Annotated in this window: 18 protein-coding genes; 9 read left to right on the top strand and 9 right to left on the bottom strand. The window is 72.4% G+C overall.

Features of this window, described 5'->3' with window-relative positions; genetic code table 11:
* The first annotated feature begins 72 nt into the window (after window positions 1-72).
* Window positions 73-1,110, top strand: coding sequence for a substrate-binding domain-containing protein (locus ABFX81_RS04745; protein ID WP_086851829.1), 1,038 nt, complete (start codon window positions 73-75; stop codon window positions 1,108-1,110).
* Between the two features lie 446 nt (window positions 1,111-1,556).
* Here the strand turns inward: ABFX81_RS04745 and ABFX81_RS04750 are convergent, their stop codons facing one another.
* Window positions 1,557-2,342 carry a VOC family protein gene (locus ABFX81_RS04750; RefSeq protein WP_086851827.1) on the bottom strand — a complete coding sequence of 262 codons (786 nt, stop codon included), beginning with the start codon at window positions 2,340-2,342 and terminating at the stop codon, window positions 1,557-1,559.
* Window positions 2,343-2,588: 246 nt separating this feature from the next.
* On the opposite strand from ABFX81_RS04750, the gene ABFX81_RS04755 reads away from it, so the two are divergent.
* Window positions 2,589-2,834, top strand: a complete 246-nt coding sequence (locus ABFX81_RS04755) for a WhiB family transcriptional regulator (RefSeq protein ID WP_346137653.1) — start codon at window positions 2,589-2,591, stop codon at window positions 2,832-2,834.
* Window positions 2,835-2,989: 155 nt separating this feature from the next.
* Here ABFX81_RS04755 and ABFX81_RS04760 read toward each other — a convergent pair whose 3' ends face one another.
* From ABFX81_RS04760 to ABFX81_RS04780, 5 genes are all read right to left on the bottom strand, one after another.
* Window positions 2,990-3,970 carry an acyl-ACP desaturase gene (locus ABFX81_RS04760; RefSeq protein ID WP_086851824.1) on the bottom strand — a complete coding sequence of 327 codons (981 nt, stop codon included), beginning with the start codon at window positions 3,968-3,970 and terminating at the stop codon, window positions 2,990-2,992.
* A 190-nt stretch (window positions 3,971-4,160) separates the two neighbouring features.
* Entirely contained in the window at window positions 4,161-4,937 is a 777-nt protein-coding gene (ddaH, locus tag ABFX81_RS04765) for a dimethylargininase (protein WP_086851822.1), read from the bottom strand.
* 401 nt (window positions 4,938-5,338) lie between these two features.
* Window positions 5,339-7,723, bottom strand: a complete 2,385-nt coding sequence (locus ABFX81_RS04770) for an Orn/Lys/Arg family decarboxylase (RefSeq protein ID WP_346137654.1) — start codon at window positions 7,721-7,723, stop codon at window positions 5,339-5,341.
* Window positions 7,724-8,178: 455 nt separating this feature from the next.
* Entirely contained in the window at window positions 8,179-10,482 is a 2,304-nt protein-coding gene (locus ABFX81_RS04775; RefSeq protein WP_346137655.1) for an ATP-binding cassette domain-containing protein, read from the bottom strand.
* Window positions 10,483-10,492: 10 nt separating this feature from the next.
* On the bottom strand, window positions 10,493-12,118 hold the full coding sequence (locus tag ABFX81_RS04780) for an ATP-binding cassette domain-containing protein (protein WP_086852658.1): 1,626 nt from the start codon (window positions 12,116-12,118) through the stop codon (window positions 10,493-10,495).
* Between the two features lie 296 nt (window positions 12,119-12,414).
* Here ABFX81_RS04780 and ABFX81_RS04785 point away from each other — a divergent pair, with 296 nt between their 5' ends.
* A complete protein-coding gene (locus ABFX81_RS04785; protein WP_086852656.1) occupies window positions 12,415-13,062 on the top strand; it encodes a GPP34 family phosphoprotein in 648 nt (215 codons plus the stop codon).
* 127 nt (window positions 13,063-13,189) lie between these two features.
* Here ABFX81_RS04785 and ssgD read toward each other — a convergent pair whose 3' ends face one another.
* Window positions 13,190-13,606: a spore wall synthesis regulator SsgD gene (gene ssgD, locus ABFX81_RS04790; RefSeq protein WP_086852655.1), complete on the bottom strand. Its 417-nt coding sequence runs from the start codon at window positions 13,604-13,606 to the stop codon at window positions 13,190-13,192.
* A gap of 249 nt (window positions 13,607-13,855) precedes the next feature.
* Between ssgD and ABFX81_RS04795 the strand changes: the two genes are divergently transcribed.
* From ABFX81_RS04795 to ABFX81_RS04805, 3 genes are all read left to right on the top strand, one after another.
* Window positions 13,856-14,968: a WD40/YVTN/BNR-like repeat-containing protein gene (locus ABFX81_RS04795; protein WP_428837133.1), complete on the top strand. Its 1,113-nt coding sequence runs from the start codon at window positions 13,856-13,858 to the stop codon at window positions 14,966-14,968.
* A 70-nt stretch (window positions 14,969-15,038) separates the two neighbouring features.
* A complete protein-coding gene (locus ABFX81_RS04800) occupies window positions 15,039-15,362 on the top strand; it encodes a hypothetical protein (RefSeq protein ID WP_010042867.1) in 324 nt (107 codons plus the stop codon).
* A 125-nt stretch (window positions 15,363-15,487) separates the two neighbouring features.
* Entirely contained in the window at window positions 15,488-16,183 is a 696-nt protein-coding gene (locus ABFX81_RS04805; protein ID WP_086854635.1) for an endonuclease V, read from the top strand.
* On the opposite strand, the gene ABFX81_RS04810 is transcribed toward ABFX81_RS04805, so the two are convergent.
* Window positions 16,171-16,365 (bottom strand): hypothetical protein, encoded by a 195-nt coding sequence (locus ABFX81_RS04810; RefSeq protein WP_346137657.1) that lies wholly within the window; start codon window positions 16,363-16,365, stop codon window positions 16,171-16,173. The two genes, ABFX81_RS04805 and ABFX81_RS04810, sit on opposite strands and share 13 nt — an antisense overlap.
* A gap of 178 nt (window positions 16,366-16,543) precedes the next feature.
* Here ABFX81_RS04810 and mmpA point away from each other — a divergent pair, with 178 nt between their 5' ends.
* Window positions 16,544-16,690 carry a morphogenic membrane protein MmpA gene (gene mmpA / locus ABFX81_RS04815; protein ID WP_086854636.1) on the top strand — a complete coding sequence of 49 codons (147 nt, stop codon included), beginning with the start codon at window positions 16,544-16,546 and terminating at the stop codon, window positions 16,688-16,690.
* Window positions 16,691-16,712: 22 nt separating this feature from the next.
* Here mmpA and ABFX81_RS04820 read toward each other — a convergent pair whose 3' ends face one another.
* Entirely contained in the window at window positions 16,713-17,891 is a 1,179-nt protein-coding gene (locus ABFX81_RS04820; RefSeq protein ID WP_086854637.1) for a saccharopine dehydrogenase NADP-binding domain-containing protein, read from the bottom strand.
* Between the two features lie 91 nt (window positions 17,892-17,982).
* Between ABFX81_RS04820 and ABFX81_RS04825 the strand changes: the two genes are divergently transcribed.
* Together ABFX81_RS04825 and fxsA are read left to right on the top strand one after the other, a co-directional pair.
* Window positions 17,983-18,372, top strand: a complete 390-nt coding sequence (locus ABFX81_RS04825; protein ID WP_086854638.1) for an MmcQ/YjbR family DNA-binding protein — start codon at window positions 17,983-17,985, stop codon at window positions 18,370-18,372.
* Window positions 18,373-18,522: 150 nt separating this feature from the next.
* Window positions 18,523-18,693, top strand: a complete 171-nt coding sequence (gene fxsA / locus ABFX81_RS04830; RefSeq protein WP_086854639.1) for an FxSxx-COOH cyclophane-containing RiPP peptide — start codon at window positions 18,523-18,525, stop codon at window positions 18,691-18,693.
* The last annotated feature ends 10 nt before the right edge of the window (window positions 18,694-18,703 follow it).

An 18,703-nucleotide genomic window follows, 5' to 3' on the forward strand; every position in this document is an offset into this window, starting at 1 on the left:
CAGGAGAGCGCTCTCACCACACTCCGCCACCGGGGCTATCCTGATCCGCAACCGCAGGTGAGGAGCCCCGAAGTGACCGACACAGCGCCGCGTCCCACCCTGGAGGCCGTGGCCGCCCGGGCCGGTGTCTCGCGGGCGACCGTCTCGCGCGTGGTCAACGGCGGTGACGGGGTCAGGGACATCCTCGTCGAGCGGGTCCGCAAGGCGGTCGAGGAGCTCGGCTACGTGCCCAACCAGGCGGCCCGGAGCCTGGTGACCCGGCGGCACGACGCGATCGCGGTCGTCGTCGCCGAACCGGAGACCCGCGTGTTCGCCGACCCGTTCTTCGCGCACCAGCTGCGCGGCATCAGCAAGGAACTCACGGCCCACGACAACCAGCTCGTACTGCTGCTCACGGAGGGCCGGGACGACCACGCCCGGGTCGGCCGGTACCTCGCCGGCGGGCATGTCGACGGGGCCCTCGTCTTCTCCCTGCACCTCGACGACCCGTTGCCGGAGCTGATCCAGCGGGCCGGCGTCCCCACCGTCTTCGGCGGGCGTCCGGGCTGGAGCGGGGACCGGCGCGACGTGGTGTACGTCGACAGCGACAACCGCGGCGGCGCCCGCGACGCCGTCCGCCACCTGGCCGGCCTCGGCCGCACCCGTATCGCGCACATCACCGGCGCCCTCGACCAGACGTCGGCCGTCGACCGGCTCGACGGCTACCGGGACGTCATGGTGGACGCCGACCCGCGGCTGATCGCGGAGGCCGACTTCACCCCGGCCGGTGGCGAGCGGGCGATGCGCGAGCTCCTCGACCGCTGCCCGGACGTGGACGCGGTGTTCGCCGCCAACGACCTCACGGCCTCGGGGGCGCTGCGCGTCCTGCGCGAGGCCGGACGGCGTGTCCCCGACGACGTCGCCCTGATCGGCTTCGACGACATGCTGCCCGTCGCGGAACAGACCGACCCACCCCTCACGACGGTCCGTCAGGACATCGAGGAGATGGGCCGCCTGATGGCCCGCCTGCTGCTGCGGGGGCTCGACCGCGGCACTCCGCGGGAGGGTGTGGGCGGCACGCCCTCCAGTGTGGTCCTGCCGACGACGCTGGTGCGGCGGGCGTCCGCGTAGTCCCGGGGGTGCCGCGTGACCCGGGGGCCCGCGTGGTGCGGTGGGTGTCTGCGTAGTCCGGGGGTGCCCGCGTAGTCCGGTGGGGGCCCGCGTGGTGCGGCGGGTGTCCGCGTAGTCCGGTGGGTGTCTGCGTAGTCCGGTGGGGGCCCGCGTGGTGCGGCGGGTGTCCGCGTAGTCCGGTGGGTGTCTGCGTAGTCCGGTGGGGGCCCGCGTGGTGCGGCGGGTGTCCGCGTAGTCCGGGGCGCCAGCGTGATCCGGTGGGTGTCTGCGTAGTCCGGTGGGGGCCCGCGTGATCCGGTGGGGGCCCGCGTGGTCCGGTGGGGGCCCGCGTGGTGCGGCGGGTGTCCGCGTAGTCCGGGGGCGCCCGCGTGGTCCGGCGGGCGTCCGCGTAGTCCGGTGGGGCCCCGCGTGACCGGCGGGTGTCCGCAGGATGCGGCGGGCGTGTCTCAGCCCGGCTGGGGCTCGCTGCGGATCACCGCGAAACGCGCTCCGTACGGGTCCGTGAGCTTGGCGACGCGGCCCACGTCCGGCAGGTCCGTGGCGGGCATGCGGACCGTGCCGCCCAGGTCCCGGGCCCGGGCGACGGTGGCGTCCGCGTCGGTGACCTCGAAGTACGGCAGCCAGTGCGCCTCCTCCTCGGCCGGGTCGTCGGCCAGCGGGACGACGCCGCCGAACATGGCGTCCTCGCCCTCTCCGGCCGGGGCGAGGGTGGTGTAGGTGCCGCCGGGGAAGTCGACGCCGAAGGTCTCCAGGCCGAGCACGGAGTGGTAGAAGGCGGCGGCGGCCGGGACGTCCGCCGTGTACAGCTCCAGCCAGCACAGCGAGCCGGGCTCCCGGACGACGTCCAGGCCCGTGTTGCGGCCCGGCTGCCACAGGCCGAAGGGCACCCCCGCCTGGTCGGCGAGGATCGCCATGCGGCCCAGGTCCTGCACGTCCATGGGCTGCATCCGCACCGACCCGTGCGCCTGCCCGGCCGCCCGTGCCGTGGCGTCCGCGTCCGGGGCCTGGAAGTACACCGTCCAGGAGGGCGGGCCCTGCTCCGGGGTGGTCTGCATGCCACCGGCGGTGGTCCTGCCGCCCAGCCGGAAGAGGCCGTAGCCCCCCACCTCGGGGCCGCCGGGCTGGAACTCCCAGCCGAACAGGTCGCCGTAGAAGGAGGCGGCGCCGTCGATGTCGGGGGTGCCGAGATCGATCCAGTTCGGAGCGCCGGTCACGTAACGGGTGGTGAGCATCGTCGCCCTCCTCGCGCTGGGGCCCGTTCGTCCACTCTGCCGAGTCTCGCACCGCCCACTGACAAGCGCCGCCGGAGCGCCGCCGGAGCGCCGCCGGAGTGCCGCCGTGGCGTGATGCCGGGTTTCCGCGCGCCGCCGTGCGTCAGCCCGTCCGGCGGGTGACCATCAAGGTGGCCGGAGGCCCGTCAATGCGGTGTTGATCCCGCGTTGATCGAACGTTTTTCGCGCTCCGGAACGCTTCTGGCCATGCACATCGACACCATGTTCTCGCCCGAACTCGCCTGGCAGCAGGAGGCGTTGTGCGCGCAGACCGGGGCGGACTTCTTCTTCCCCGAACCCGGCAGCTCGGTGCGGGAGGCGAAGCGGATCTGCGGCATGTGCCCGATCCGTGACGCCTGCCTGGAGTACGCGATGGACAACGACGAGCGCTTTGGCGTCTGGGGCGGCCTGTCGGAGAAGGAGCGGCTGGAACTGCGGCGTACGTCGCGCTAGCCGTGTGCCGTGCCGCGGCCGCGTGGAGGTCCGCAACCCCTCGCGCGTCGCGCGGGCGGCGGCCCGCCGGGGGCCGGGCGCCGGCACACCGGGGCCCCGGCCGCTCGTGGCGGTCGGGGCCCGCAGTCGTGGAACCGGATGTGCCGGGTCGGCCGTCAGGCGCCGGCTGCCCGGGCCGCCATGCGGGCCTTGCGTGCGGCCAGCTTCTCGTCGAACTTCGTCGCCTCGCTGTCCAGGCCGCCCATGTACAGGCCGAGTTCCTCCTGCGCCTTGCGGCCCTCGGCGCCCAGGCCGTCGATCTCCATGATCTTCAGGAAGCGCAGCACGGGCTGGAGCACGTCGTCGTGGTGGATGCGCAGGTTGTAGACCTCGCCGATCGCCATCTGCGCGGCGGCGCGCTCGAAGCCGGGGATGCCGTGGCCGGGCATGCGGAAGTTCACGACCACGTCCCGCACGGCCTGCATGGTCAGGTCGGGGGCGAGCTCGAACGCCGACTTGAGGAGGTTGCGGTAGAAGACCATGTGCAGGTTCTCGTCGGTCGCGATGCGGGACAGCATGCGGTCGCAGACCGGGTCGCCGGACTGGTGGCCGGTGTTGCGGTGCGAGATGCGGGTGGCCAGCTCCTGGAAGGCGACGTAGGCGATCGAGTGGAGCATCGAGTGCCGGTTGTCCGACTCGAAGCCCTCGCTCATGTGCGACATGCGGAACTGCTCGAGCTTGTCCGGGTCGACCGCGCGCGAGGTGAGCAGGTAGTCCCGCATCACGATGCCGTGCCGGCCCTCCTCGGCCGTCCAGCGGTGCACCCAGGTGCCCCAGGCGCCGTCGCGGCCGAAGAGCGAGGCGATCTCGTGGTGGTAGCTGGGCAGGTTGTCCTCGGTCAGCAGGTTCACGACGAGCGCGATGCGGCCGATCTCGGTGACCTTGGACTGCTCCTTGTCCCAGGCCTCGCCGTCCTCGAAGAGGCCGGGGAAGTTGCGCCCGTCGCTCCAGGGCACGTACTCGTGCGGCATCCAGTCCTTGGCGACCTGCAGATGCCGGTTGAGCTCCTTCTCGACCACTTCCTCCAGTGCGTACAGCAGCTGAGCGTCGGTCCAGGCGCCGGCGGGGCTACCGAGGTGGGGAGTGGTGATCGTCATGGACTCTCCAGGGGGACATGCGTACGAGCGGTGAGCGGTAACTTACGGAATCGTAGGCTACGTTTCCGTAGGTTACGTTGCCGTAAGTTAAGAACGCTGTAAAGGCCGCTGATCAGCGGTGTCGCCTGAAGGCATTCCACCCCTCCCCGGACCCGCAGGTAGAGGGGCCGCACAGGTGCGTGCCCGTCCCCTAGGCGTACAGCCCCCGCAGCCGCACCGAGAGGCATGTCACACATCCCTCGAGCTTCTCGAACTCGCTGATGTCCACGACGACCGGTTCGTACCCCAGGTCCGCGAACAGCTCCGCGGTCTTCGGCGCGCTCGCCGCCATCAGCAGTTTGGCACCGCCGAGCAGTACGACGTGCGACCCGGCCTCCTCCGGCACCGGCAGGAAGCGCGCGAACAGCGACGGCGCGTCCATCCTCGGGATGTGCCCGATGACCGTCCCGTCGGGCAGCGCCGTGACCGCGGACTTCAGGTGCAGCACCTTGCTCACCGGTACGGCGACGACCCGCGCGCCCAGCGGCTCGAACGCGGCCCGCAGCTGCTGGACGCCGGCGGCGTTGGTGCGCCCGCCCCGGCCCACGTAGACGGTGTCGCCGATCTTCAGTACGTCGCCGCCCTCCAGCGTGCCGGGCTCCCAGATCCAGTTCACCGAGCAGCCCAGACCGGCCACGGCCTCCTCGACCGCGGCGGTCTCGTCACGCCGGGACTCGGCGCCCGGGCGGGTGATCAGCGCGACGTTCTTGTACATCACGACCGTGTCCTCGACGAACACCGAGTCCGGACAGTCGTCGGCCGGGTCCACCTCGATGGTCTCCCAGCCGTGCGTGCGCAGGGCCTTCACGTACTCCTCCCACTGCTCGACCGCGAGGTCGGCGTCGACCCTCTCGCGCTCGATGTGTGTCACCAGCCCTTCGGCAAGACGCGGGCTGGGGCGGCGGACGAGGGCCTTCTTGCTGGGCACGAGCGTGACTCCGTATCGGATGGGACGTGTCTGGACAGCGCCGACGGAGCCTCCGGGATCGGCCGGAACCCATCGGGCGTCAGCCGACCATCATGCAGGGCGAACCCGGGGGGCGACACCCCCGGGGAGGGGACGGGCAGCCCGGTACCTCGCTAGGGCAGCAGGTGAACGCCCCGACCAGCTGGCAGCCCGTCCCGCCCCGGCCGACGTCGCGGCGGGCCATCCGGCCGGATTCCGCCGGGCCCGGCCTGCTGTGGGACCGGGTCGTACCCGGCCGGGCGGTTCTGGGCCCGGGCACCTCAGAAGGGCGTCCGAGCGTGGAGAGCTGTCGCAGTCTGGCGGCCCGGCCGCGACTCGGGACTTGGTGTCGCGGCCAGGCGTCACGCCATCGTCGGCCCGACTCACCCCACCGGCTCGGCGCCCTCCGGGGCGCTTCGCTGTGCTGGTGTCGTCGCGGCCTCGGCGCGCTCGGGTGTGTCCGGGCGGAGGCATTCGATCAGGTAGTCGCCGGTGTCGGGGGCGCGGACCACTCCGTGGGTCTCGCTGCCGAAGCCGGGGAAGCGGCGGTCGAAGGACTCCAGTGCGGTCAGGTACCGCAGCAGGGGGCCGCCCGCGGCGCCGACGCTCTCGCCCGGCATGAGGACGGGGATGCCGGGCGGTGTGACGGTGACCATGGCGGCGGCGACCCGGCCGGGCGCGTCGGCCAGACGGATCCGTTCCGTGCCGCCGCGGATCAGGCGCTGGTAGCACAGCTGGGGCGGGGCGACGGGCTCCGGCAGCTGCCGGAAGGCGGTGTCGAGGAGCTCGACCAGGCGGAGCTCGCGCAGGTGGTCGTGCATCTCCTGGCACAGCTCGCGCAAGGTCAGCCCCGCGTAGCGCCGCGAGTGCTCGGCGACCAGCTCGGGCAGCACCCGGTCGAGCGGCGCGTCACCGTCGTAGAGGTCCTTGAAGTCCATCAGGGCGTCCAGCAGCGTGCCCCACTTGCCCTTGGTGATGCCCATGGAGAACAGCACGAGCGTGGTGTAGCTGTCGGTCTTCTCGACGACGATGCCCCGCGTCCCCAGATACGCGGTGAGCACCCGCGCGGGAATGCCCCAGCCGGACACCTCGCCGGTGGCGCTGATCCCCGGGCAGGTCAGGGTGACCTTGATGGGGTCGAGCATGCAATAGCCGTCGGCCAGCCCCGGGAAGCCGTGCCAGTCCGCTCCGGGTTCGAGGTGCCAGCAGGACGGTTCCGTCCGCAGCAGGTCCGCCGGAGCCTCGTCGAAGGGCAGGCGCGCCCCGCTCTCCGGGTCGGTCACCTCACCCGGCTGCCACACCCCGAAGAACCACGGCGGCCGGTCCCCGGCGGCCTCGATCCGCCGCCCGATGCGCACCATCTCCTGCCGGAACCGCACCGCCTCGGTCACGGCCTCGTCGACCAGCCACTGCCCCTGCGGGCCGTCCATCATCGCCGTGGCGACGTCCAGCGAGGCGATCATCGGGTACAGCGGCGACGTGGTGCCGTGCATCATCAGCGCCTCGTTGAAACGCTCGTGCTCCACCGGCGCCCGGGGCGCGGGCCTGACGTGCACCATGGCGCTCTGCGACAGCGCCGCCAGCAGCTTGTGCGTGGACTGGGTCGCGAAGACCGTCGGCCGGTCGGGCCCGGGGAAGCTCTCCTCGTCCACCGACATGCCGTAGCGCCCGGCGTACAGAGGGTGGAAGCGGGCGTAGGCGAACCACGCCTCGTCGAAGTGCAGCCGGGGCGCGCCGGCGGCGAGGGCCCGGGCCGCCGCCACCGCGTCGTAACACAGGCCGTCGTACGTAGAGTTGGTGAACACCGCGTACTGCGCGCGCGACGACACCGCGTCCCTCGTCAACGGACTCGCGGCGATCCGCGCCGCCACCGAGTCCGCCGCGATCTCGGCCGGCGGCAGCGGTCCCGCGAGGCCGTAGCCGTTGCGGGTGGGGACCAGGTACACCGGCCGGGCACCGGAGACGACCAGGCCGTGCAGGACCGACTTGTGGCAGTTGCGGTCCACCAGGGCGATCTCGTCGCGGGTCACGCTGAAGTGGCCGACCAGGCGGTTGCAGGTGGAGTCGCCGTGCAGCACGAAGTACGTGTGGCCGGAGCCGAAGACCCGCGCGGCGTTGCGCTCGGCCTCGCCGATCGGCCCCGTGTGCTCGAACAGCGAGCCGAGCTCCTCGACCGAGATCGACAGGTCGCTGCGCAGCAGCCGCTCCCCGAAGTAGTCGTGGAACGCCTGACCCACGGGCGACTTCAGGAAGGCGACGCCGCCCGAGTGCGCCGGGGTGTGCCACGAGTACTCGTGCGCGTCGTCGAAGCGGCGCAGCGCCTTGAAGAACGGCGGCAGCAGGGCGTCCTGGTAGCCGCGCGCGGCGGTGGTGATCCGCCCCGCGATGAACGCCGGGGTGTCCTCCAGCGGCCACACGTAGCCCACCACCGCCTGCGACACCCACAACGGCAGGTCACGCAGCCCCTCGTCCGCCATGACCAGGAACACCGGCAGGTTCTGGAACCGGCGCCCGATCCGGCGCAGCACCGCCGCACCGCCCGGTTCGCCGTCGGCTCCCGGCCCGGGCGGGAGATCCCAGGCGACCACCGCGGCGGAGAGGCCGGCCTCGGTCCTGAGCACCGCCTCGGCGTCGGCCACGCTCACCACCCAACGGACCTGTAAGCCGCGCCCCCGGATCGCCTCGGCGATCCTCGCCAGCTGCCCGGCGGCCGCGCCCCCGTCCTCCGGACGCTCGGTCACCGCCACCAGAACCGTGCTGTCGGCCATGTCTCCCCCTCCCGGTGGCCCCGTGCCACCCCCGCACCCCAGTCTTCGCGGGCCCGCACGCGTGATCGGCCGGCGGAGCGCCAAACCACCCCATCGGTCCACAGCGCGGACCGCACTTTGACGTGTCAATGCCCCGGGTCCCGGCATCCCGTCGGAGTACCGGGTGCCTGTGGAACGACGACCTGCAAGGCGGGCTGCTGCGCCACGCCCGCTACGGCTCCACCCCGGTGACGTCCCCGCGCGGACACACCCTCGTCGACCTCGGCGCCTACCGGGAACCGGCCGACGGCTTCCACGCCCAGGTCGAGCGGCTGCGCGAGCACGGTGCCGGCCTCGTCACCAGCGCCGCCACCGCCACACTGGAGCCCCGGCTACCCCTACCGCTCCAGCCTGGACTGGCCCGGGCGGCCCGCGCCTCGCCGTCGTCAGCTGCACGGCGCTCCCGGACGTCCCGCTCACCGGGGAGCTCGCACCGGCGTGGTGACGGCCGGTGCCGCCACCGCCCGCCGCAGGTGCTCCCCGGTGAACGATCCCCGCGCGTGAAGGAGCTGTCGCGGCGTCCCCTCGAAGACGACCTCGCCGCCGTCCCTGCCGCCGTCCGGGCCGAGGTCGATCACCCAGTCGGCCCGGGCGATCACGTCCAGGTTGTGCTCCACGACGACGACCGTGTTGCCCGTGTCGACCAGCCGGTCCAGCAGGGCGACGAGCCCCTCCACGTCCGCCATGTGCAGCCCGGTCGTCGGCTCGTCGAGCACGTAGACCGCGCCCGTCCGGTGCAGCCGCGTGGCCAGCTTGATGCGCTGGCGCTCGCCGCCGGAGAGCGTGGAGAGGGGCTGGCCGAGCGTCAGATACGTCAGTCCGACGTCCCGCAGGGCGCGCAGCCGGCGCCGTACGCCCGAGTCCTCGAAGAAGTCGAGTGCCTGCTCGGCCGTCATCTCCAGAACGTAGGCGATGGAGCTGCCCCGCACGGTCAGCCGCAGCACCTCCTCCTTGAAGCGCCGCCCCTCGCAGTCGTGGCAGGTCGTCGTCACCGGGTCCATGAAGGCGAGGTCGGTGTAGATGATGCCCCGGCCCTCGCAGGTGCCGCAGGCGCCGCTGGAGTTGAAGCTGAACAAGCCCGCCTCGGCTCCCGTCTCGCGGGCGAAGACCTTCCGTACGGTGTCCATGATCCCCAGGTAGGTCGCCGGGGTGGACCGGCCGGAGATCCCGATCGACGACTGGTCGACGACCACGGCGTCGGGGTGCGCGGCGGTGAACTCCCCGACCAGGGTGCTCTTCCCCGAACCCGCCACCCCGGTCACGGCCGTGAGCACACCGGCCGGGAACCGTACGGTCACGTCGCGCAGGTTGTGCCGGTCGGCGCCCTTGACCCACAGCTCGCCGTCGGCCTGCCGTACCTGTTCCTTGACCGCCGTACGGCGGCGCAGACAGCGCCCGGTGAGCGTGTCCGACGCGGCCAGTTCGCCCGGCGTGCCCTCAAACACCACGCGGCCGCCCTCGGTGCCGGCCCCGGGCCCCATGTCGACGACGTGGTCGGCCAGCGCGATGACGTCGGGGTCGTGTTCGACGACCAGCACGGTGTTGCCCTTGTCGCGCAGCCGCAGCAGCAGATCGCCGAGGCGGCCCACGTCGCGCGGGTGCAGGCCGACACTCGGCTCGTCGAAGATGTACGTCATCCCGCTCAGGCTGGAGCCGAGGTGCCGCACCGTCTTCAGCCGCTGCCCCTCCCCGCCGCTGAGGGTCGCCGTCTCCCGGTCGAGGCTGAGGTAGCCGAGGCCGATCGCCTCGACGCGCTCCAGCGCGGCCACGGCCGCCCCCGCGACGGGCCCGGCCACCGGGTCGTCGATCTCCTTCAGCACGGCAATCAGGTCCGTGACCTGCATCCGTGTGCATTCGGCGATGTTCCGGCCGCCGATCCGGGTGGCGAGCGCCGCCGCGTTGAGCCGCGCTCCGTGACAGACCGGGCAGGTGCCCTCCACCAGGAACTCCCGGACCAGGTCACGGGTCTTCTGGCTCATGGCCGACAGGTCCCGCTTCAGGTACAGCCGCTCGAAACGGTCGGCCAGCCCCTCGTACTCGGTGGTCCAGGTGCCGCCGCTGCCGTTGACGGTGACCTTGCTGCCGGGCCGTCCGCGCATCAGGAACTCGCGCTCGGCGGCGGTGAACCGCCCCACCGGCTTGTCCGGGTCAAGGTCGGCACTGTTCGTATAGGCCTGGCCCTGCCAGGTGCCCGCGGCGAAGGGCGGGAAGCGGACCGCCCCGCCCGCGAGGGAGCGGTCCGGATCCAGGATGCGGTCCCAGTCGGGCCGTACCGTCCGGCCGAGGCCGTCGCACTCGGGGCACATGCCCGACGGGTCGTTGAACGAGTACGCGGTCGCCGGCCCGGCGCTCGGGACGCCGTGCCGGGAGAACAGCACCCGGATCACCGAGTAGATGTCCGTCATGGTGCCGACGGTCGACCGGGAGTGGCCGCCGACCTGCCGCTGGTCGACGACGATCGCGGGGGAGAGGTCCTCCATGCCGTCCGCGTGCGGCCGTTCGTACTTGGGCAGCCGGTTGCGGACGAACCACGGGTACGTCTCGTTCAGCTGGCGCTGCGACTCCACCGCGATCGTGTCGAAGACGACGGACGACTTCCCCGACCCCGAAACGCCGGTGAACACGGTCAGCCGGCCTTTCGGGATGCGGAGTGTGACGTCCTTGAGGTTGTTCTCGCGGGCTCCGGTCAGGGTGATGACATCGTGCGTGAAGTCGGTCATGCCGCCGACGCTAGGCGGGAAACCCGACAGCCTCTGGCGTGATTTCCTTCAGTTCTCCCTCCTCCATCAGCAGCCAGCGGGTGATGCCGATCGACTCCAGGAACGGCAGGTCGTGACTGGCCACGATCAGCGCCCCCTCGTACGACTCCAGGGCCGTGGTCAGCTGGCGCACGCTCGCCATGTCGAGGTTGTTGGTCGGCTCGTCCAGCATGAGCAGCTGCGGCGCGGGCTCGGCCAGCATCAGCGCGGCCAGCGCCGCCCGGAAGCGTTCGCCGCCGGACAGCGTCGCCGCCTTCTGGTCGGCACGGGCGCCCCGGAACAGGAAGCGGGCCAGCCGCGCCCGGACCCGGTTGTTGGTGGCGCCCGGCGCGAACCGGGCCACGTTCTCGGCGACGGTCAGCTCCCCGTCGAGGACGTCGAGCCGCTGCGGCAGGAACCGCAGCGGGACGTGCGCCTGCACCTCGCCCGACTCCGGAGCGAGCTCCCCGGTGATCGTGCGCAGCAGCGTGGTCTTGCCCGCGCCGTTGCGCCCGATCAGCGCGACCCGCTCGGGACCGCGCAGATCGAAGCCGCCCGCCACCCGGGCGCCGTACCGGAGCCCGAGATCCAGGAGGGTGAGGACCGTACGCCCCGGCGGCACGGCCGTGTACGGCAGGTCGACGCGGATCTCGTCGTCGTCCCGTACGGCCTCCACCGCCTCGTCCAGCCGCTCCCTGGCCTCGGCGAGCTTCTCCTCGTGCATGATCCGGTGCTTGCCCGCGGACTCCTGCGCCGCGCGCTTGCGCGCCCCCATGACGATCTTCGGCTCGCGCTTCTGGTCCCACATCTTCTGCCCGTACCGCTTGCGGCGGGCCAGCTTGACCTGGGCGTCGGTCAGTTCGCGCTTCTGCTTGCGGAAGTCGGCCTCGGCGACGCGCACCATGCGCTCGGCCGCCTCCTGTTCGATCTCCAGGGCCTCCTCGTAGTCGGAGTAGTTGCCGCCGTACCAGGTGATCTCGCCGGAGCGCAGGTCCGCGATCTGGTCGACGAGGTCCAGCAGTTCCCGGTCGTGGCTGACGACGACCATCACGCCCGGCCAGGACTCGACGGCCGCGTACAGCCGCCTGCGCGCGTACAGGTCGAGGTTGTTGGTGGGCTCGTCCAGCAGCAGCACGTCGGGCCGGCGCAGCAGCAGCGCGGCCAGTCTCAGCAGCACCGACTCGCCGCCCGACACCTCGCCGATCGTGCGGTCCAACTCCACGTGCCCCAGTCCCAGTTCGCCGAGGGTGGCCAGGGCGCGCTCCTCCACGTCCCAGTCGTCGCCGACGGTCTCGAAGTGCGCCTCGGCCACGTCGCCCGCCTCGATGGCGTGCAGCGCGGCCCGCCGGTCGGCGATGCCGAGCGCCTCGTCGACGCGCAGGGTGGTGTCGAGCGTGACGTTCTGCGGGAGGTACCCGACCTCGCCGGCCACGCGGACGGTGCCGTCGGCCGGGGCGAGTTCACCGGCGATCAGCTTCAACAGGGTTGATTTGCCAGACCCGTTGACGCCGACCAGGCCGGTCCGGCCCGGGCCGAAGGAGACGTCGAGGTCCTCGAAGACGGGGGTGCCGTCGGGCCAGGTGAAGGCGAGGGAGGTGACGGTGATGGAAGTAGGCATGCGGGCCTCTTTCGCGGTTGCTTGATGCGGTCAGGGGCAAACGCGTGTCGAGACACCTGCGACCAGGGAGGAGGGCTCCAGGGGCATGAGAAAAGCCCTGCACCGGAGGACGGCTCGAACGCCGAGGTCGCACGCAGCGCACCCATCGGATGTGGGTGACGCGGTGTCTCAGGACCTCAGACGAGCAACGTCCTTCTCCAATCGGCGGCAACAGGACGCTGTACAACGTACGAGGGGGCGTCGGTCCTGTCAACGAATTAACGTGAGACCCGATCTTCCCTCCCCGAGGAGGCCCCGTGCCCAACGGCCCGCTCTCGCTGCCGGCCCGGCTCTGCCTGCTGGCCTGGCACCCCGCGTGGCCGGCGGACACCGGCACCGCCCATCTGCTCGGCCCGGTACGGGCCGGTGCCCTCACCGAGCTGGCCCGGCGCGGCCTCCTCGTCGACGAGGACGGCATCGCCACGCCGGTCGACCTGGACTCCGGCACGGGTGACGCGGTCCTCGACGGGCTGCTGGAACTCGTCCGCGAGTCGTGCCCGCATCCCTGGCGGACCTGGGTGACGCTGCGCTCGCGGGTGACCCTCGACGCGGTGCGGGAGCAACTGGTGGCCGAGGGGTTTCTGCGGGCGGAGAAGAAGCGGGTCCTCGGGGTGTTCCCGTCCGTGGAGTACGCGCTGGAGCGCGCCGCCGCCGCGGAGGCGCTGCGGGAGGAGACGCGTCAGGTCCTCCGGGGGCCGCAGCCGGTCGCCGGGATCTCCGAGCGGGACGCGGCACTCGTGACGCTGGCCGCCTCGGCGGAACTTCTCCCCGGAGAGGACGTCCGCGCCCACGAGCAGCGCGTGCGGGAGCTGGCGGAACGTGCCGTGGCGTCGGTGCCCGGGCTCAGGGAGATCATCCGCGAACTCCGCACGGCACTCGCCGCGACGGCGACCACCCCGCCCTGACCCGCGTCCGCGCCGAATTCCTGCCGGCCACGGTCCGGCCGCCGCTGGTTGGGTCGCCCGCGGGGGCTCGGGCATCGCCCAGGCCGCCCACGCCCTGCCGGAGCGGCTCAGCCCGGCACGCGTCAGCTCAGCACGCGTCCCGCATCAGCTCCGCCAGGCCGTGGTCCAGATCCAGCTGGAGATGCTCCAGCCCGACCGGCACCAGCTCGCTCGTGGCCTCCAGGAACCGGCGCACCTCGCCGGAGCGGACGTGCACGACGGCGGTGCCCTCGGGAGCGTGGAACTCCAGCACCGTGCGGTCGTACCCGTACGGCCGCACCCGCACGTCGCCGTGGCCCTCGGCGTTCCTCAGGCCCGCGGCGAGCAGCTCGCGGGAGAAGGTCCAGCAGACCTCGACGCCCTCCAGCGTGGCCGGGGCCGGGAAGGTCATGCGGACGGCGAACGGATCACGTCGGTCGTAGTGGAGCGTCGCGGGAATGCTCGGCATACGCGGCGCGGCGGCGACGAGGCGGGCCTCCACGGGCTGCTCGATGACGATGGACAACGCCTTGCTCCCTTGTGACGGCTGGACGGGACACTTCCGGGCGGATGAGGCCGGGCACTGGAAGAGACGACGGAATCAGCCAATCCGTGCACACGAAGTGCGAGTGACCTCTGTCACCGCGTTCATGCACCAGAGTGATGTGGCTCTCCTCGTGTTCCTCGCAGGGCACTTGTGGCGCCCACCGGACCATCCGCGGAACGGCCGAGGCCATCTGGACGGCACCCGGGGGGTGGGCTAGCTTCGCCGGCCATGAGGCGCTTGGGAACCACGCGACGGACGGGTCGGACACGCAGCAGGGCGACCGGAGTGGCGGCGGGGACGGCGGCGTTGGTCGCGTTCGCCGTCCTGACGGCCGTACCGGCGCAGGCGCACGAGCCGGAGCGCCGGGTGCCGCACTGGCAGCTCAAGGACACCGGCACTCCGGAGGTACGGTTCCGCGGCCTGGCCGCCGTCAGCCGGAACACCGCCTGGCTCGCCGGGACCGGCGGCACCGTCCTGCGCACCATTGACGGCGGCGCGACCTGGCGGAACGTCTCGCCCCCGGGCGCGGCGGAGTTGCAGTTCCGGGACGTCGAGGCGTTCGACGCGCGGCGGGCCGTGGTCCTGGCCATCGGCGAGGGCGAGGCGTCCCGCGTGTACCGCACCGACGACGGCGGTGCTACCTGGACGGAGTCCTTCCGCAACACCGACCCGAAGGCCTTCTACGACTGCCTCGCCTTCTTCGACCACCGTCACGGCCTCGCGATGAGCGACCCGGTGGACGGGAAGTTCCGCATCCTGTCGACCCGCGACGGCGGCCGCACCTGGACGGTGCTGCCGGACGAGGGCATGCCGGCGGCGCAGGAGGGCGAGGCCGGATTCGCCGCGAGCGGCCAGTGTCTGGTGACCTCCGGGCCGAAGGACGTCTGGCTCGCCACCGGCGGGGCCGCGCACGCGCGCGTGCTGCACTCCGCCGACCGGGGGCGGACCTGGACGGCCACCGACACGCCCATTCCGGCGGGCGACCCGGCCCGGGGCGTCTTCGCGCTGGCCTTCCGCGACCGCACCCACGGTCTCGCCGTCGGCGGCGACTTCACCCCCGGCCGGCCCTCACCGAACGCCGCGGCGCGCACCGGCGACGGCGGCCGCACCTGGCGCCCCGCCTCCGCGCCCCCGCCCGCCTACCGCTCCGGCGTCGCCTGGCTCCCGCACAGCCGCACCGCCGCCCTCGCCGTCGGCCCCACCGGCACCGACCTCACCACGGACGGCGGCCGCACCTGGCGCACGGTCGACACCGGCTCCTTCGACACCGTCGACTGCACCCCTGACCAAGGGTGCTGGGCCGCCGGCGAGAAGGGGCGGGTTGCCCGCCTGGAGCATTGAGCGCGCGCTATGCCCTGATTGTTGGCAATGTGGGTACTCGTTCACTGAAGCTGAAAGGAAGTGAGCGGTCATGCCACGCGGTTCGAGCTCCAAGCGGGAGCGCCAGTACGAGCACATCAAGAAGAGTGCGCAGGACCGGGGCGAGAGCACCGGCCGCGCCAAGGAGATCGCCTCGCGGACGGTGAACAAGGAACGCGCCCGCTCCGGCGAGTCGAAGACGGCCAGCCGCACCTCCACCAAGGACATGTCGTCCGGCAAGCGTGGCGGTCAGCGCTCCGGCCAGGGCTCCCAGGGGCCCACTTACGACCAGCTGTACCAGGAGGCCAAGCGCCGCGGGGTCGAAGGCCGTTCCAACATGAACAAGAGCCAGCTCCAGCGCGCGCTGGGCAAGTGAGTCGCACACCCCCCGAGGCCGGCGGGACCCCCGGGTTCCGCCGGCCTTCGCGCGGCCCGCAGTCCCCTCAGGCCGCGGCCTCGGCAGTGTCCACGGCCTCAGGAGCCCATAGGCTCGGGGGCACCATGACGACGACCGTACGCATCCCCGAGGACTGGCCCGCCACCGAGGAACAGGCCCGCGCAGTCCAGGACGGACTCCGCGAGCGCGTGATCCTCGACGAACCGGGGCCGCCGCCCGGGACGGGCCATGTGACAGGGGTCGACGTCGCCTACGACGACGAACGGGACGTCGTGGCGGCGGCCGCGGTCGTCCTGGACGCGTCGAGTCTCGACGTCGTCGCCGAGGCCACGGCCGTGGGCCGGGTCTCCTTCCCCTACGTGCCCGGACTGCTCGCCTTCCGCGAGATCCCCACGGTCCTCGCCGCCCTCGACGCCCTGCCGTGCCGGCCCGGCCTGGTGGTCTGCGACGGCTACGGCCTCGCCCACCCCCGCCGCTTCGGCCTCGCCAGCCACCTCGGCGTCCTGACCGGCCTGCCCACGATCGGCGTCGCCAAGAACCCCTTCACCTTCACCTACGACGACCCGGACACCCCGCGGGGCAGCACCTCCGCGCTGCTCGCCGGTCCCGAGGAGGTCGGCCGCGCCCTGCGCACGCGCGACGGCGTCAAGCCGGTCTTCGTCTCCGTCGGCCACCGCGTGACCCTGGCGAACGCCTGCGCCCACACCCTCGCGCTGACCCCCGAGTACCGCCTCCCGGAGACCACGCGCAGGGCGGACGCGCTCTGCCGGACGGCACTGCGGGAGACCTATTCCGCCTGACCGGCCACGCTCCAGCGGCCCACCTCGCGGTACTCCGAGTCGTAGATGACCGACCCGTCCCCGGGCCGGAGCGCGTGGTGGCGCAGGTTGCCGCCCCAGTACCTGAGGATCCGGCCCAGCTCGCCCGCCGGGTCCTTCGCCAACGCCGCGTCTTCCATGGTGACTTCGAGAAGAAACTTCATGCCTTCAATGGTTTCATTGAACTCCTTCTTGGCACTTTTCGAGCTGTCGCCAGGAGCGGAAGGCGGAAAGTCTCAAACCGAGGGAATGGGCCGACCCAGGCGGGGCGTCAGATCTGAGTACCGGCTCTGAGTACCCGTACGGATGCCCGGCCCCCGCCCCCGTCGGCAGGCTGGGGCCATGACAACGCACCGCGCCCCCAAGCCTGTTGCCGGCCCGACCCAGTCCGTCGAGCGGGCCGTCACCATAGGGCTGATCCTCGCCGTGCTGGCGGGGCTCGGCTGGATCGCCGGGATGATCTACACCATCGTCGAGTGGCCGCTCTAGGCAGGAACCCCTCCGGGTGGGTTCAGCGGGTCGACGCGACGCGGAAGCGGATGCCCGCCGCGCGCAGCCGGCCGATCAGCGCGTCGCCCATCGCCACCGCCGTGGTGACCTGCCCCGCCGTCTTCGGGAGATCGTCGAAGGCCAGGCACAGCGCCGACTCGGCGAGCATCTTCGCCGTCTCGTCGTAGCCGGGATCGCCGCCCGAGACCTCCGTGTACACCCGCCGGCCACCGCCCTCGCCCACGAAGCGCAGGGAGAACCAGCTCTTCGCCCGCTTCTCGGGACTCGGCCCGTCCCCGGGCCTGAGCCGGCCCGACAGCCAGCGCCGCGCAGGCGGCACCTGTGCCGCCGCGACCAGGGCGCCGACGGCCGCGACACCGCCCACCGCTACGGGCAGGTGCCGGACGGCCGCGTACTGCCGGTAGCGGAAGTCGGGTCCGTAGCGGTCGAGGGCCGACGCCGAGCGCCGCACGATCTGCGGGTCGATGGTCGGCATCGGCAGCGCCCACGCGCCCACTTCCTTGGCGAACCGCGGCGCACCCGCCGGCGCCGACGCCCGCCGGCCCACCAGCCGCGGCTCGTGCCGCCGCCGGTCCCGCGCCGCCGCCGCCATCTCCCGCTGGCGCGCGAACTGGTTGAGAGCGGAGGCGAAGGTCCCGCCCGAGAACGCGGCGTCGGCGGTCACGAAGCCCTCCACGGTCAGGGGCACGTCCTCCGGCAGCTGCTGCACGGTGAAGTACACGCCCAGGTCGTGCGGGATCGAGTCGAACCCGGCGGCGTGCACCAGCCGTGCCCCGGTCTCACGCGCGCGTGCGTCGTGCCGCACGTACATCAGGTCCACGAACTCGGGCTCGCCGCAGAGGTCGAGGTAGTCGGTCCCGGTGTCCGCGCACGCGGCGACGAGTTCCTCGCCGTACGTGATGTACGGGCCGACCGTCGTGGCCACCACGCGCGCGTGCTCGGTGAGGGCGCGCACCGAGGCCGGGTCGGAGACGTCCGCCCGCAGCACCCCGACCTCCGCGCCGCCGGGCAGCCGCTCCCGCAGCCGCTCCAGCTTCTCCGCGCTGCGGCCCGCGATCGCCCACCGCAGCCCCTCGGGCGCGTGGGCCGCGAGGTACTCCGCGGTGAGCGCTCCGGCGAAACTCGTGGCTCCGAAGAGCACGATGTCGTACGGACGGTCGGTCCTGTTCAGCCTGCTCATGACACCCCTCGGTCGTGCAGCCCGTGCCGCTGTCGGTGGCCGAGGCTAGCGTGAGGAGCGCGGAGCCCGACGACGAGCCCGGAGGACGACGATGGCCGTGCCCAGGAATGCCCTGAAGAAGTGGGAGAAAGTGCGCGCGTTCGCACTGGGACTGCCGGGCGCCGTCGAGGAGTTCCCCTGGGGCGAGTCCGTCGCGAAGGTCAACAAGAAGGTGTTCGTCTTCCTCGGTGTCGAGGACGGCAGTTACCCCCTGGGTGTGACGGTGAAGCTCAAGGACGAGACGGCGCACGCGCACGCGCTGGCGTGTCCCGGAGCCGAGCCCGCCGGCTACGGCCTGGGCAAGGCGGGCTGGGTGAGCATCCCCCTCGAGCAGCAGGACGCCCCGGCCGCGGAGGTGCTCTGCGACTGGGTCGAGGAGAGCTACCGGGTGATCGCGCCGAAGCGGCTGACAGCGGAACTGGACGGACGCAGCGGCCGATGAGGGCCGGAAACCCTCTGGTGGCCGACCGGCCGGGTATGGATGAGAAGCGGACTGGCACTAGGCTCTGTAGCCGTCGCCCGGTGCAGCACCGTGGCATCGGACAACGAGCGCGCCCGCGACCGGGGCGCGCCGGGCAGAAGGGCACTGTAGGTGCTGAGAGACACGAGTGCTGCCGAGTACGTCTCGGTTCTGGTGGACATCGCGGACCTCCCCATGGAGGCCCTGGAAGACCTGCCGGACACCGCCCTCGCCTCGGTGCTCCAGGACGTCCGGTCCCCTTCCGGCGAAGGGTTCGCCGCCTTCTCGTCGGCCCTCCTCTGACGCGTCTGCC

It is taken from the genome of Streptomyces coeruleofuscus, from assembly GCF_039532725.1.
Taxonomy (GTDB): domain Bacteria; phylum Actinomycetota; class Actinomycetes; order Streptomycetales; family Streptomycetaceae; genus Streptomyces; species Streptomyces coeruleofuscus.